This is a genomic window from Segatella copri, from assembly GCF_026015625.1.
GTDB lineage: Bacteria > Bacteroidota > Bacteroidia > Bacteroidales > Bacteroidaceae > Prevotella > Prevotella copri_H.
In genome coordinates this window covers 2,022,282-2,037,428 of the sequence record NZ_JAPDVG010000001.1, presented here as the reverse complement: position 1 = coordinate 2,037,428, position 15,147 = coordinate 2,022,282, and the positions used below count along the sequence as shown (strand labels likewise).

8 protein-coding genes are annotated in these 15,147 nt (G+C 47.7%); 3 read left to right on the top strand and 5 right to left on the bottom strand.

Annotation, left to right across the window (positions count from 1 at the left end; genetic code table 11):
• Positions 1-190: 190 nt before the first annotated feature.
• On the bottom strand, positions 191-3,298 hold the full coding sequence (locus ONT19_RS08810; RefSeq protein ID WP_264952676.1) for a sugar-binding domain-containing protein: 3,108 nt from the start codon (positions 3,296-3,298) through the stop codon (positions 191-193).
• Between the two features lie 303 nt (positions 3,299-3,601).
• Here ONT19_RS08810 and rhaD point away from each other — a divergent pair, with 303 nt between their 5' ends.
• Positions 3,602-4,411 carry a rhamnulose-1-phosphate aldolase gene (rhaD, locus tag ONT19_RS08805; protein WP_264952677.1) on the top strand — a complete coding sequence of 270 codons (810 nt, stop codon included), beginning with the start codon at positions 3,602-3,604 and terminating at the stop codon, positions 4,409-4,411.
• A 128-nt stretch (positions 4,412-4,539) separates the two neighbouring features.
• On the opposite strand, the gene ONT19_RS08800 is transcribed toward rhaD, so the two are convergent.
• The 4 genes from ONT19_RS08800 to ONT19_RS08785 form a co-directional block, all read right to left on the bottom strand.
• Positions 4,540-5,571: an L-rhamnose/proton symporter RhaT gene (locus tag ONT19_RS08800; protein WP_264952678.1), complete on the bottom strand. Its 1,032-nt coding sequence runs from the start codon at positions 5,569-5,571 to the stop codon at positions 4,540-4,542.
• 123 nt (positions 5,572-5,694) lie between these two features.
• Entirely contained in the window at positions 5,695-6,948 is a 1,254-nt protein-coding gene (locus ONT19_RS08795) for an L-rhamnose isomerase (protein WP_117728593.1), read from the bottom strand.
• A gap of 44 nt (positions 6,949-6,992) precedes the next feature.
• Positions 6,993-8,492, bottom strand: coding sequence for a rhamnulokinase (gene rhaB, locus ONT19_RS08790; protein WP_264952679.1), 1,500 nt, complete (start codon positions 8,490-8,492; stop codon positions 6,993-6,995).
• Between the two features lie 105 nt (positions 8,493-8,597).
• Positions 8,598-9,473, bottom strand: coding sequence for an AraC family transcriptional regulator (locus ONT19_RS08785; RefSeq protein WP_264952680.1), 876 nt, complete (start codon positions 9,471-9,473; stop codon positions 8,598-8,600).
• 394 nt (positions 9,474-9,867) lie between these two features.
• On the opposite strand from ONT19_RS08785, the gene ONT19_RS08780 reads away from it, so the two are divergent.
• Positions 9,868-13,065, top strand: a complete 3,198-nt coding sequence (locus tag ONT19_RS08780) for a SusC/RagA family TonB-linked outer membrane protein (RefSeq protein ID WP_264952681.1) — start codon at positions 9,868-9,870, stop codon at positions 13,063-13,065.
• Between the two features lie 38 nt (positions 13,066-13,103).
• Complete coding sequence (locus tag ONT19_RS08775; RefSeq protein WP_264952682.1) at positions 13,104-15,140, top strand: RagB/SusD family nutrient uptake outer membrane protein; 2,037 nt, start codon at positions 13,104-13,106, stop codon at positions 15,138-15,140.
• Positions 15,141-15,147 lie beyond the last annotated feature (7 nt).

Here is a 15,147-nt window from a genome sequence, read left to right as displayed (position 1 = left end):
AAAAAGGTAAGGTGGTCATCGGCTGATGATCACCTTACCTTTTGATGGTTCTATCTGAATCAGATATTTTTCGTCTTTATATTTGACGGGAATGTTCTTGCCAGCCTGCCTTAGTTGTGAGTGATTTGGTTACAAAAAAGAAAGCTAGTTGCTCAGCAAAGGCAACTAGCTTTTTTTATAAACTCTCCTGCTATTTATTCTTTTTATTCTTGAGAAAATCAATCTCTACGATTCTCAATACCGGTTTGCCCTTCTTGATTCCTATGAAATCGAGGGTGCTTGCCTTGCCACCCGCCAGCTCCTTGGTGTCGCTGAGCTGGGTCTTGCTCTTGGCATCGCCTATCATCCTGATGGTGATATCCTTCGCCTTCACTGGCTTGTCTATCTTGATATGAACATAGCCGAGGCAGGCGTAGGTGTAACCCTCCCAAACCTTCTTCTTACCGGCAAAGATGGCGAGCGGATACATCTTGTCTCTCCAGCCCGTAAGTTTCACGGTGATTTCGTCTACCTTCTTTTTCTTGGTAAACAGATAGGTGATCCATGTATTCTCAGGCTTGCCATCGCTCTTCCATTCTGTAGTCTCATCGTCATCGAAAGTTTTCTGGGCATCTTCCTGGTTTACGCCAGCCACGGCACCGGTGATATCAATGGTCTCCTTGATATCGGTATAGGATGGGGTAGATGGCGTTTCGCCACGAGAGAGATCTCCCTTTAGAGTCATCTGAGGCAAATAGTGTTCGATATCTACCTTATTTGTCTTTAAATCGATGCTTGCCACGCCCTTGATGCCATCAGCACCAGCGCAAATCTTGATATCGCCAGGATTTACGGTACTGCGTATCAGAACTCTGTTCACGCCGCATTCTACAGGTAAATCAATCTTTCCGATGTAATTATCGAAGGTATTGTCGCTATCTGTTGAATCGAGAATATCAGCTGCCTTCTGTTCTGCTGTCTCGTTCTTATCTACCACGAGGCTCTGATTCTTGGCTGCAAGTGCCTTTTGGGTTTCCTCGTTAGGAGTTGCCAATCCGCCAATCCATTCCATTTCGCCCTGATAGTTGAAGTGGATGGTTCGGTTGTCGAGTGGACAGCGTCTGCCCTGCTTATCTACCACCTCTACCTGGATGAGCGCCATGTCGGCACCATCAGCCTTGAAACCTTCCGGATTCTGGATGCTGGTGAGCTTGATGTGATGAGGCTTGCCCGCAGTTTCGATGGCATAACGGCTTGTTTCTTTCTTGGTCTTGGCATCTTTTGATTTCTTATCAGACTTATCGTATGTATAAGCAACAGCTTCAATCTTTCCAGCCTCGAAAGGTACATTCTTCCAGGTGAAGAGCCACTGGTTGCTGCGTTCGCCCATGCCCAGACTCTTGCCGTTGGTGAAGAGTTCTACCTCGTCGCCGGTACTTACCACATATTCTGTCTGCTTGATGGTTCCTGGCTTGTAGTTCCAGTGACCCACGATATAGGTGGCATCTTTTTTAGGAGATACCCAGCCATTCCACATTACCTGATGAGCAAAGAAGGCATCCTTCGGAATGCGCATCGCATCGGTCACACCGCTCGAACGGTAGTTGGCCTCACCACGATGATGGGTGTTGGTATCCGAGAAGATGATCTTGGTACCGCCATCGCTTACTCTTTTGCCGGTGCCCGGACGCTCCTGCCAGTATTCGAACCAGCGCTCTACCATGCTTGCTGCAAAGGTATCCATGTTGTGATTGTATTCGAAGGCAGGCTTGCCACGATACAATGGTCCGTCGCCTTCCTTATGGTAAGGATAGCTCTGCTCATCCCAGTATTTACGCAAACCCTCGTCGCGATGATACTCCATCGACCACATCGGGTGCTTCTTACTCTTGTTGATGTAAAGCATCTCGCCGCCATATTCAGCCTCGTTGATGTTGAGCATCTCTCGGCTGCCGCTGGCTCTGCCTCCGTGAGGGTCGAACTCATCGCGGATGGCTTTCATCTGTAGCATGTGCTCGCGGCTCACGCCCTTGTTTCCGCTTTCATAGAAGATGATGCTAGGGTTGTTGCGGTTGTAGATGATGGCTTCCTTCATCAGTTCCAGGCGCTGTTCCCATCTGCGGTCGAAGACATCCTTCTCTGCATCACCTGCTGGCATCGCCTGAATCAGTCCCACACGGTCGCAGCTCTCGATATCCTGTTTCCAAGGGCAGACGTGCATCCAGCGAACCAGGTTACCGCCTGATTCTACCATCAGTTTGTTACTGTAGTCGCTCAACCAGGCAGGAACGCTCATACCCACGCCAGGCCACTCGTTGGAGGTGCGCTGCGCATAGCCGTGCATCATGATGGCACGGTCGTTGAGATAGAACTTGCCTTCACCGAACTGGGTCTTGCGGAAACCGGTCTTGGTCACCACATCATCAATCTTGCTTCCGTCATCCGCCTTCAAGAGGGTCTTCACGGTGTAGAGGTATCCATATCCCCAGCTCCAGAAGTGAGCATTGTTCAGGAGTCCGCTCACTTTTACTGTCTTGGTTTCGCCTGTCTTCAAGGTATATCTTTCGCCCTCAAAATGGCCCACTTCCTTGCCGTCAGCGTCCAGAATCTTGGCGAAGAAGCGGAAAGAGCGAGACTTGGAATCCTCATTCCTTATCTGCGATTCTGCATTCACCGTTACCTTCTTTCCTGCAATATCATAGTTGCTGCCATAGATATAGATACCTGTGGTCTTGAGATTATTGTAGAGCGGAAGAGTCTGGTAGAGTTTGTCGGTGATGTGGAGGAACACATTCTTTGGAATACCGCCATAGTTGGCATTGAAGTTCTTGTCGTTCCACTGGAAACGCTGACCGCTGGTGCGCTCACGATAGTTCCAGGAGTTATCCACACGTACGGCTATGACGTTTTCACCTTTTATAATATAAGGTGTCAGGTCGAATCCGCTTGCCATCACACCATTCTCGGTATATCCCACTTTCTTGCCATTGAGCCAGATGTCGGCACCGAAGCGCACGCCCTCAAACTCGATGAAATACTTGCGGTCGCCCACTTCTTGGATATGGAAGTGCTTGCGATACCACATGATGGTGTCGCTGAGGTGTTCGATAGAAACCTTGAACGCTTCTTTCTCGTTAAAGGCACGAGGCAGCGTAATCTGTTTCCAACCGGCATCCTTGTAGTTTGCCTGTTCTGCTCTCGGGAAGTCGCCCACCTTGAGCAACCATCCTCCATTGAAATTGAGCTTTGTTCTTTCCACTGCATTCATCTGGCAGAGCGAGATGAAAGCGAGTAGAAGTAGAAATAGTCTTTTTCTCATTCTAATGATGTTTTGATTGTTTTGTTGCATTATTATTATTGTGATATTATTATTGCGTTATTATTATGGTGCAAAATTACGAAAAAAAAACGATGTTTTTTTGTTCTTCCATTCAAAATTTTGTGTTTTTGTCCGCCATTTGTTTTTGGGGGATGATGGAAGATAGAAAGCCTCTTCTGTAATCAGTAAATGATGCAAAGATGCCAAATGTCATAGCAGAAATATCAAAAGAATAGGGTGGATATGGAGAAAAATGATTACTTTTGCAGCAGAAATTTTAAACAAGCTAATAACAAGATTAATATGAATAGTGTTTTAGAAGGTCGTCCTGCCTTGAAAAAGGAGGTCGAGAAGATTGCTGAAGTTGCCGGTTATCTCTGGCAGAATGGTTGGGCTGAGCGTAATGGTGGTAACATCACCGTGAACATCACCGACTTGGTAGATGACGAAATCAAGGCTCTGCCTGCTATCAGCGAAGTAAAGCAGACTGGTACAGCATTACCTGCATTGAAGGGCTGCTACTTCTTCTGCAAGGGAACAGGCAAGCGCATGCGCGACTTGGCTCGCTGGCCTATGGAGAATGGTTCTATCATCCGCATCCTGGACGATTGCGCCAGCTATGTTATCATCGCTGATAATCCTGTAATGCCAACATCTGAGTTGCCAAGCCACTTGAGCGTTCATGCCCGTCTCATCGAGAAGGGTTCTAATTACAAGGCTACCGTTCATACTCATCCTATCGAGCTTATCGCTATGAGCCACAATAAGAAGTTCATGGGCAAGGATGTGTTGAGCAATCTGCTTTGGAGTATGATTCCAGAAACCAAGGCGTTCTGTCCACTCGGTTTGGGTATTGTTCCTTATCAGTTGCCAGGCAGTTTGAAACTTGCTGAGGAGACCTTGAAGGAGTTGGAGGATTATGATGTAGTGATGTGGGAGAAGCATGGCGTCTTTGCCAAGGGCTTGGATGTGATGGATGCCTTCGACCAGATTGACGTACTCTCTAAGAGCGCCAAGATCTACATTGATTCCAAGTGTATGGGATTTGAGCCTGATGGTATGAGCCAGGAGGAAATGGCAGAGATGACCAAGGCTTTCAATTTGCCAAGATAAATAGATTTATAGATAAAATATAAGTTATTAGTTTTAAAGATTGTTTTCTATAAGAATTTTTGGTTTAGATAATTAAGTTTAGTAAAAAGACCCCGAGCATTGTGAAATACTCGGGGTCCTCTTTTTTGTTATATAAGTTGTGGCAAGAAACTTGAGATAATCAAGACGATGATGCCGACGATTAATACGGCGATGGTCTTCTTTGAGCAGCCCTTCCATTCCTTTAGGATGATGCCCCATACATTAGAGAATACTACGTTGAGCGCCATCAGAATGCAGAACGAAAGCGTCATGAGGGTAGGAGATTCGGTAAGGAACCCTTTGCCCAGTGACAGTCCGAAGAACTGACTGTACCACAAGGCACCTGCCAAGGCACAATAGAGAATGTTATTGCTCCAAACCTCCTGGTTCTTGTAATCGCTCCAGGTATGATTCTTGGTGTTCTGATAGAAACAGTAGATGGCATTGGTGATGAAACCACCTAGGGTAACCAGGAAGGTGGCAGGCAAAGTCTTGTACATATCGGGAGTGAATGTACCGAAATGGATGTCGGAACCGAAGGCAAGGCCAACGTTGAAACATCCGCTCATGAAACCAGCCAGCAAGGCGATGGCAAGACCCTTAGGGAAGTTGAAGTCCTTTACTGCCGCCTTCTTCTCTTCTTTTGAGAGTGATGAAGCCTTCATACTGCCAGCTACTCCTATGATAGCGATACCGAGCAGGGTAACCACTACGCCGAGTATCACGCTGAAGGTGAGCGATGAAAGGGCGTTCATTTCAGGAAAGAAGATGTTGAGCAATACAGGTCCCATGATGGTGCCTAGACCTGCACAAGTTCCCAGGGCGATGCTCTGTCCCAATGCTACACCCAGGTAACGCATGGAAAGACCGAAGGTCAGTCCGCCTACGCCCCAGAGTACACCGAAGAGCATGGTCATCGCTACGTTGAAGCCATAACCGTCGAATAATTCAAAGAAGGAATGTCCGCTAGGTACAGCGAGCATAGCGCCGAAAAAAGGCAAAATAAGCCATGCGAACACACCCTGAACTATCCAGTATGATTCCCAACTCCAATCTTTGATCTTGTTGATAGGAACGTAGCAGCTGGACTGGCAGAATGCACCGATGGCTATGATGAAAAGTCCTATTAATATTTCCATATTGTTTAGTAATTAAGTGAAGAGCGAAAAGTGAAGAGTGAAGAATTCATGTGCTTTTTAGCCATAAGACTATTGAATTCTTCGTTCTTCACTCTTCACTTAAACTCGTTCTTCGTTTTTCACTTACTTGCGGTTAGCAAGTACTTCTGCTTCGTACTTCTCGATGTCAGCGATGTACTCCTCGCCAACAGGGATGTTGTTCTTCAAGTTGAAGTAATCATATACTGCACCGAATGGCAATGTCTTCTCTTCCTCGAGGAGAGCCAGACGCTGGAAGAGCTTGCCCTCGTCCTCGTACTTGCGGAGGGTATCGAGTGGCTCAAGGAATGCCTGCAACAATGACTTCTGGGCTGCACGTACACCGATGATGTAAGCTCCGATGCGGTTGATAGAACCGTCGAAGTAGTCGAGACCGATGTGAGCACGGTCGAGTGCGTTGGCACGAACCAACTCTGAGAAGAGGTTGCGTGTATTGTCGTCGAAGAGTGTTACGTGGTCTGAATCCCAGTGCATTGGGCGAGATACGTGGAGCATCAACTCAGGAACGAAGAGCAGGAGTGCTGAAACGGCATCCGATACGTTCTCTGTTGGCTCATAGTGACCTGTATCCAGGGTATACATCACGTTGTTCTTAGCGCAGTAGCCAGCGTAGAAGTCGTGAGAACCTACGGTGTAAGCCTCCAAGCCGATACCGAAGAGCTTAGCCTCCAGGCAAGACTTCATGTTTGGCAACTCCTCTGCCAGAATCTCATCAAGAGAGTTTTTCAAGATCTCGCGATAGCGACCCTTCTCTACGGTGATATCCTTGGAACCATCGTGTACCCAGATGTTCATGATACACGGGTCGTTCTGGAACTTACCCATAGCGTCTGCGATACGGCGGCAACGCTTGGTGTGCTCAATCCAGAACTCGCGGATAGCTGGGTCAGGATTTGACAATGAGAGACTGCCGCTCTTTGGGTGAGAGAAAGAAGTAGAGTTGAAGTCGAGCTTCATGTTCTGCTCCTTAGCCCACTGCATCCAACCTGTAAACTGATCTACGGTTACCTCGTTGCGGTCGATCTGCTTGCCACCGAACTCACCATAAATCTCATGAAGATTGAGACGGAAAGTACCAGCCAGGAGAGAGTTCACCTTCTCGATGTCCTGACGGAGTTCGTCGATGTTGCGAGCCTTTCCAGGATAGTTACCTGTGCTCTGGATACCACCAGAAGCAGCCTCGCCGCGCTCGAAGCCAACCACATCGTCAGCCTGCCAGCAGTGCAGAGAGATTGGAGTCTTCTCCAAAGTCTCAATAGCCTTGTCTGTATCTACACCCAGAGCAGCATAGCGCTCCTTAGCAATCTCATAATTCTTTAAAATCAAATCTGCTTTCATTGTTTTTTATGTATTTTGTTGTTATTGTTTATTTTTTTACTTTTTTACCCTTTTACCTTTAAATACTTTTCGTAAGCCGCATCCCATGCCTCTTTGTCTTGTGGCTCGAATTTCTTGAGCTCCAGCGAGTTGGCGATGATCTGACGCATCTCCCAGATATCCTTAACCAAACCAGAAGCCTTCGCTTGGAGCATGATGTTGCCGATGGCGGTGCCTTCCTGAGGACCAGCCAATACGGTAACACCGCAACTGTTGGCTGTAAACTGGTTGAGATATTGATTGAGCGAACCGCCACCGATGATGTGGAGCACGTTGAGGTCGATGTCGGCGAAATCCTTCAGCCATGTAAATACCTGGCGATAGCGGAGAGCAAGACTCTCGAAGATGCAGCGGCAGAATTCGCCATAGTTCTGAGGAACGTGCTGACCGGTTTTTTCGCAATACTGCTTAATCGCCTCTACCATGCTCGATGGGTTGGCAAAGCATGCATCGTCCGGATAGATGATGCTTTGGAAGGCAGGCTGCTTCATGGCTTCAGCTATCAGTTCTGCATGGCCCAGGCAAGTCATATCTTTCTGGTTGGCAGCAGCTTCGTCTTTCCATTCCTTGCGGCAACGCTCGTAAATCCACATGCCGCAGATGTTCTTCAGGAATCGGGTAGTGCCCTCAATGCCACCCTCGTTGGTGAAGTTGAGCTCATAGCTCTTCTCGTTGATGATGGCGTTCTTGGTCTCGATGCCCATCAGGCTCCAGGTTCCTGAACTCAAATAGGCAAACTCCTCGTTCTTGGCAGGAACGGCTGCTACGGCACTGGCTGTATCATGACCTGCTACTGCGATGACGGGAACGGCATTCAGTCCTGTTATCTTCTGTACCTCTTCGGTCAGTGTGCCGATGATGGTAGCAGGATGGGTCATCTTGCCAAACTGTTCTCTCTTCAATCCGATACTTTCCACAAGGTCGATGTCGAAATCGCCGGTCATCGGATTCAGAATCTGAGAAGTAGATGCTACGGTATATTCGCAGATGGCGTTGCCGGTGAGCATATAGCTCAGTGCATCAGGGATGAAGAGAATCTTGTCGGCATTCTCCAGAGCCACGTTTCCTGCCTTGCGCATGGCATACATCTGGAACAATGAGTTGAAATTCATAAACTGGATGCCGGTCTTTTCGTAAACCTTCTCCTTGCTGATTTTCTCATCAAAGTATTTCTCCATGATGCCCATGGTATGAGGGTCGCGATACGCCATCGGGTTGCGTAGGATATCTCCGTTCTTGTCTACATATACAAAGTCGCATCCCCAGGTATCAATACCGATGCTCTGGATGTGGATGCCACGCTGTGCTACGAGTTTCAATCCTTTGATAATCTCAAAGTAGAGGGCGTAGATATCCCAATAGAAGTGACCGCCTGTTTCGATCAGGTTGTTGTCGAAACGGGTCAGCTCCTCTAAGTCAAACTTGCCGTCTGACAAGCTTCCTACTATGGTTCTTCCGCTGGTAGCACCTAAGTCTACCGCGAAGAAGTATTTCTTTTGTTCCATTATGAATTTTGTCTTTAAGTTGCTGTTATTTGTTCACGTTTGCAAAGGTAGACCAAAAAAGGGATATGGAACAAGAGAAATTGATTTTAGAGCCTTATTTTTTGACTATCTCGTCATATTTCTGAAATCTGATGGCTTCATGCCCGTCTGAATTTTGAATTTGGCAGAGAAATAGTCAGGCGATTCGAAATTGAGCCGGTATGCAATCTCCTTGATGCTCTCGTCGGTGGTAGACAGCAGTTCTTTGGCTCTCTGCAGTTTCAGATTCTGCTGATAGAGGGCGGGAGCGAATCCGGTATGCTCCTTGAAGAGCTTGCGGAAAGAAGAGTAGCTGATGCCCAGTTCCTGCGCAATCTCCTGGATGGTGAGCGTATCTTCAAGCGATTCTCGGATACGCAAACGGGCTTTATTGATCATGTCAACATGCTTGGTATCCTTGCTCAACACGATATTTCTCTCCAGAGAATACATTTTGCCTATCAGATGGTTTACGATACCCGCCATAGTCTGTTGTGCAAAAGCAACCTCTTCCTGTGCGGTTTTGTAAGCCTCTTCGTAGAGAGCGATAATCTCGTTACTGTAACCTACATGGTAGATTGGCTTTTCAGGAGAAAGAAACCCTGCTTTCACGCGGTCGTCGATGTTCTTGCCCTTGAAGCCGATCCAATAGCTTTTCCAACCCTTGGTGCCTGATGGATGATAGCTATGCCATTCACCGGGAAAGAGCAGGAAGATGTCTCCAGCCTTGATCTTTGTTTCCGGGAGATGGGCAGAACAGAACACTCCTTCGCCTTCCGGCTGGTAGAGAAGCTGGTATTCATCGAGGGTTCTTCCCTTCTGGAGATCGAAGTAATATCCATCGGCATGACCCTTGGTAGGATATTCTTCTCCCGGGGCGATTTCTTCCCGTCCCACGGTGCTGATGGTGAGACCCCATTCGGCGTCTCTTTCTGTTGCTAAAAGGTATTTACTGGTTTGCATAATGCATTGTTTTGTTTCTGGATTTTGCCTCCTGGCTCATCTTCTGGTGCTATTGCTTCCAGAGCCATTTAGCTTATTCATCGGCAAAATTACGCAAAAAAATCCACTATACCTTATTATATATGCAAAAAAGTATGTACTTTGTGCTGAAATGTATAAAAAACAAATATTCGGATAATAATAATGATACTTGAACGATTTTATTATATGAAAAACAAGGTTATTTGATAGTTTTGCAGCAGAAATCCTTTTAGAATAGGATTTGCAACTAACAAAGCGAGATCATCAATCGCAAAGCAAGATAATTGAAATCCTAAAAAACAACATTATTCTAAAGCTGGAAGCAAGATGGTCGAACCGAAAAAAATAAAATCTTAACGTCATAATAAACAAAATGAATAACAAGCTATTTATGAAAAGTTCGGCAGTGCCTGCAACTTTGTTTTGCACGGCATTGATGCTTGCCCCTCTTTGCGGAGGCGCAGGTTCTGCTAAAGCGACTACGGCTATAGCTCAGCAAACAGGTATCGTAAAAGGTACAGTGGTTGATGCCAATGGTGAAGCCGTTATTGGAGCTAGTGTTATCATCGAGGGACAGAAAGTTACCCAGGGTACAGTAACAGACTTTGATGGTAACTTCTCTCTCAACGTGAAGCCAGGTGCCAAGTTGAAGATCAGTTACATTGGATTCGTATCCCAGACTGTGGTTGCCAAAAACGGCATGCAGGTGGTCTTGAAAGAAGAGGCTACTTCCCTCAAGGCTGTAGAAGTGGTTGCCTATGGTGTACAGAAGAAGGTTACTGTTACCGGTGCCCTCTCCAGCGTGAAGAGCGAAGACCTGGTCCGTACCCCTGTTGGTAATGTCAACAATGTGCTCGGTGGTCAGCTTTCGGGTGTTACCACCGTACAGTATTCCGGTGAGCCGGGTTCAGATGCTGCGAGCGTATTTGTTCGTGGTAAGGCATCTTTCAATGGTGCCGACCCTTTGGTTCAGGTGGATGGTGTAGAGCGAAGCATGAGCGATGTGGATCCTGAGGAAATCGAGAGCATCACCGTTTTGAAGGATGCTTCTGCCACAGCCGTATTCGGTGTGCGTGGTGCCAACGGTGTGATCCTGATTACCACCAAGCGTGGTCAGGAGGGTAAGACCAAGATCAGCGGTTCTACTTCATGGGGAATCCTGACTCCTACCAAGATGGTAGAGCAGGCAAACAGCTACGAGTATGCTACCTTCCATAATATGATGCGCCAGAATTCGCATGGCAAGAATGGTGATCCGTTGAGTCCTCAGTTCTCTGATGTCGTTATCCAGAAGTTCAAGGATGGAAGTGATCCTGTCCGTTTCCCTAGCACCTTGTGGGCTGAATACATTATGAAGGATGCTACTATGCAGAGTAAACACAATCTGAATATCAGCGGTGGTACAAAGACGGCACGCTACTTCATCAATGTTGGTTACTATACTCAGGGTGGTCTGTTCAAGGAGTTTGGTCAGGATTACGATTTCGGTTATCAGTATAACAGTTTCAACTACCGTGCCAACCTCGACCTGGATGTCACCAAGACAACCACCATCTCCTTCAATCTGGCAGGTAAGGTAGATAATGCCAACAAGCCATATTCTGGTCAGGGATCATCTGGTCTGATCAACGAGGCTTATCAGGCTACTCCATTCTCCAGTCCTGGTATCATCAATGGCAGATACATCGCTACCGAGACCCAGTATGAGGATTGCGGTACCGACCAGCTTCCTTTCGTGGGGGGGAGCGGTATTACCTATTTCGGCAATAATGATGTGAATGGCGGTTTCATGAAGACTACCAACAACAAGCTGCAGTTCGACCTCCAGTTGAAGCAGAAGCTCGATGTGATTACCAAGGGTCTCTCTTTCAAGATGAAGGCTTCCTACAATGGTGCCTACGCCATCAATAAGAATGCATACGCCAAGAAGGCTACCTATACCCCTGTACTCCAGGACGACGGTACCTATAAATATAAGAAATATGGTAACGAAGAGCAGTTGAAGTATGAAGAGAAGACCGGTCGCAGTCGTTACTGGTATTTTGAGGCAGGTCTTAACTATAACCGTTCCTTCGGTTTGAACAATGTGGGTGCCATCCTGCTCTACAATCAGGACAGCAGCTATTATCCGAGCACCTATACCAATGTGCCTCACCGCCAGGTAGGTCTGGTAGGTCGTGTTACCTACGACTGGAACAACCGCTATATGGCAGAGTTCAACGTGGGTTACAATGGTTCCGAGAACTTTGCTCCGGGCAAGCGTTACGGAACCTTCCCAGCAATGTCTGTGGGTTGGGTAGTCAGCGATGAGCCATTCTTCAAGCCGCTCACCAAGGCAGTAAGCTTCCTGAAGCTTCGTGCCAGCTACGGTCTGGTAGGTAATGCTAATCTGAACGGTAATCGCTTTATGTACACCGCCGATCCTTTCGCCATCAATAATGGTAATGTTTCTACCCGTGATGGATATGGATACATCTTCGGTGTTAACAACACTACCGTATGGAAGGGAGCCTACGAGATGGCGCGCCACAATGCCGACATCACCTGGGAGCACGCCTATAAGCAGGACTATGGTATCGACATCAACTTCCTGAAGGATAAGCTCCGTGGTAGCTTCGATTACTACTACGAGCACCGTACCGACATCATGATGATTGACAACAATGTACCTACCATCATCGGTTTCAAGATGCCTTACACCAACGATGGTGAGGTGAACAGCTGGGGATGGGAAGCATCCCTGAAGTGGCAGGACAAGATAGGCAAGAACTTCAGATATTGGGCAGGTGTCAACCTCTCTTACAACCAGAATGAGCTGATCAACAATGGTGAGGCTCTGCAGCCAGAGGCTTATCAGATGGCAAAGAACCATCGTCTGGGTGCCCGCAGCATGTATCAGTTCTGGCGTTATTACGACGAGCAGACACCGGCACTCTATGAGAAGACTTTCGGCGAGAAATTCCCTACCCAGCTGGTAGAGAACATCCAGCCTGGTGATGCCGTGTATGTGGATTTGAATCACGATGGAAAGATAGACCGGAACGATATGACCCGCGACCTGGGCTATACCGATGATCCTGAGTATATGGTTGGTCTGAACCTCGGATTCAGCTACAAGGGATGGTCTGTCAATACTCAGTGGACGGGTGCCTGGAACGTGAGCCGTATGCTGGATGGTGTGTTCCGCATGCCATTCTACAACAAGACCTCTAACACTATGGGTGGACTCCTGAAGTATGTGGTGGAGAACAGCTGGACAGCCGATAATCCATCCCAGAGTGCGAAGTATCCACGTGCATCATGGGATGCCTGGGACAACAACTACGCCACTTCTACCCTCTATGAGAAGGATGCGAAGTATCTGCGCCTGAAGACCCTGCAGATTTCCTACGATTTCAACGCTCCGTTCATGAAGCGCATGGGTATGAACCAGTTGCAGCTGGCATTCAGCGGTTACAACCTCCTTACCTTCACTCCTTATATCTGGGGTGATCCTGAGGCACGTGCTACCACTGCACCATCCTATCCATTGCAGCGTACCTATATGCTGTCTTTGAAGGTGGGCTTCTAATATATTACACATTAATATATATAAATAAGGTAAATACAATGAAACTTAACAATATATTCAGAGGAATCGTTCTTTCGGCCGTTATCGGTTCTGCGGTGACGGGTTGTACAGAGCAGATCAAGTTTGGAGATTCCTTCATCGAAAAGACTCCGGGTGGCGATGTTACCATTGATACCATCTTCAATAGTGCAGAATATACCCAGCAGTTCTTGACCGGTATTTATAAGAACCAGTACTACGGTCTGCCTTTCAAGGCGGGTGACGGTAACTCCCACAGTTACTTTAGTGGTCAGATTGAGGCAATGTCAGACTGCTGGCACAATCCTACATCTAAAGTTGCTATCTATAATTTGGTGTATGATGATTACATGACAGCAGCCAGCAGCAACGCCATCTATGGTTTTGACAAGGAGAACATCTGGGAGATGGTGCATGCCTGCTACCTCCTGATGGAGAATATCGACCGTGTGCCTGATATGGATGAGGCTACCAAAAAGCAGTATGTGGCTGAGGCGAAGTGCCTGATTGCATCTTCCTACTTCAACCTCTTCCGCATGTACGGCGGTCTGCCTCTGGTTACTCACTCATACGATGTAAACGGAGATAAGCTGGATGCGCCACGTGCTTCGGTAGAGAAGACACTCAATTTCATCCTCAAGCTGTATGATGAGGCTATCAATTCCGGAGCCCTTCCTTTTGCTTATTCTGATGATGATGTCACTACCATGAAGGCACACTGGACCAAGGCGGCTGCCATGGCGATGAAGTGCCGTGTACTGCAGTTTGCTGCTTCTCCATTGTTCAACGACGACCAGCCATATTACAGCGGCAAGTATTCCATGGAGAATGTGAGTCAGGACAGTCTGGCTTGGATGGGGGGCAAGAAGCCTGAGTTGTGGCAGCAGTGCAAGAAGGCATGTGAAGACTTCTTCAATGAGAATGCCAACAACGGCAATCCTTACCATCTCGTAGAGCCTACAGCCCAGACTACCGAGGCTTATCGCTTTGCCTATCGCTTTGCGTATATCAGCCAGGCTAGTCCGGAGGTCATCTTCGAGACCCGCGTTACTGACAACAACCACAACTCCAAGTATTGCTGGGCGGCACGTCAGTATATGCGTACCCTCGACCGCCAGGCTTATTGTCCTACCCAGGAGTTTGTAGAGATGTTCCCATGGGCTGATGGAAAGCCATTCAACTGGGAGGAGACCGAGAAGGCTGGCGAATTGGACCACATGTTCATCAAGGGTGATAGAAAGGTTGGCAAGCAGGAGCTGCAGAACGTGAAATACACCCGCGACCCTCGTCTTTACGAAACAGTAAGTGTGAACGGTCAGCGTGACAAGGTGAATGTGGGCGACGGCAAGTCAACCGGTCAGAATGTAGAGTTGTATGTGGGTGGTACCAATGCCGGTACAGATCCAAAAAATTGTGTGGGTGCTTTTGCTACAGGCTATTTCCATAACAAGTATATTGCCGACGGAATCACCGGTTCAGCCTACGAGCGCGAGAAGCCACACTGGGTAGAGATGCGTCTTTCCGACCTCTATCTCATCTATGCAGAGGCTCTGCTTCAGGCTGACGGCAACAATGTCAAGGCTTTGGAATACATCGACAAGATCCGTGCCCGTGTAGGTTTGAAGGGACTTGCAGAATGCAACCCATCAGAGAATCTTACCACCAACAAGGATAATCTCCTGGAAGAGTTGCTGCGCGAGCGTGCCTGCGAGCTGGGATTCGAGAACACCCGTTTCTTCGATATGAAGCGCTATAAGAGAGCCGACCTCTTCAGCCGCACGCTCCATCGTCTGGTCATCTATCGCCAGGTGAAGGATGATGCTACGGGCAAGTGGGAGACCACTACCAACAAATGGTATAATGGCGACAGAACCAACAAGAAGCTGAATAAGAACAATGATGCCTGGTATGAGCCATCTCATTTTGAGTATAAGCGCCTGCCTATCACCACGGGAGCCCGTGCATGGTGGAATGGATTCGATGTAAAGTGGTATCTGTTCCCATTCCCACAGACCGAGGTGTTGAAGGGTTATCTCGTTCAGAACCCAGGCTGGTAATCCCGCC

What these genes read in the sequence shown, in the direction of transcription:
- rhaD (WP_264952677.1), top strand. Translation starts at nt 3,602, where the DNA reads ATGAATAGTGTTTTAGAAGGTCGTCCTGCCTTGAAAAAGGAGGTCGAG.
- ONT19_RS08785 (WP_264952680.1), bottom strand. Translation starts at nt 9,473, where the DNA reads ATGCAAACCAGTAAATACCTTTTAGCAACAGAAAGAGACGCCGAATGG.
- ONT19_RS08780 (WP_264952681.1), top strand. Translation starts at nt 9,868, where the DNA reads ATGAATAACAAGCTATTTATGAAAAGTTCGGCAGTGCCTGCAACTTTG.
- rhaB (WP_264952679.1), bottom strand. Translation starts at nt 8,492, where the DNA reads ATGGAACAAAAGAAATACTTCTTCGCGGTAGACTTAGGTGCTACCAGC.
- ONT19_RS08800 (WP_264952678.1), bottom strand. Translation starts at nt 5,571, where the DNA reads ATGGAAATATTAATAGGACTTTTCATCATAGCCATCGGTGCATTCTGC.
- ONT19_RS08810 (WP_264952676.1), bottom strand. Translation starts at nt 3,298, where the DNA reads ATGAGAAAAAGACTATTTCTACTTCTACTCGCTTTCATCTCGCTCTGC.
- ONT19_RS08795 (WP_117728593.1), bottom strand. Translation starts at nt 6,948, where the DNA reads ATGAAAGCAGATTTGATTTTAAAGAATTATGAGATTGCTAAGGAGCGC.
- ONT19_RS08775 (WP_264952682.1), top strand. Translation starts at nt 13,104, where the DNA reads ATGAAACTTAACAATATATTCAGAGGAATCGTTCTTTCGGCCGTTATC.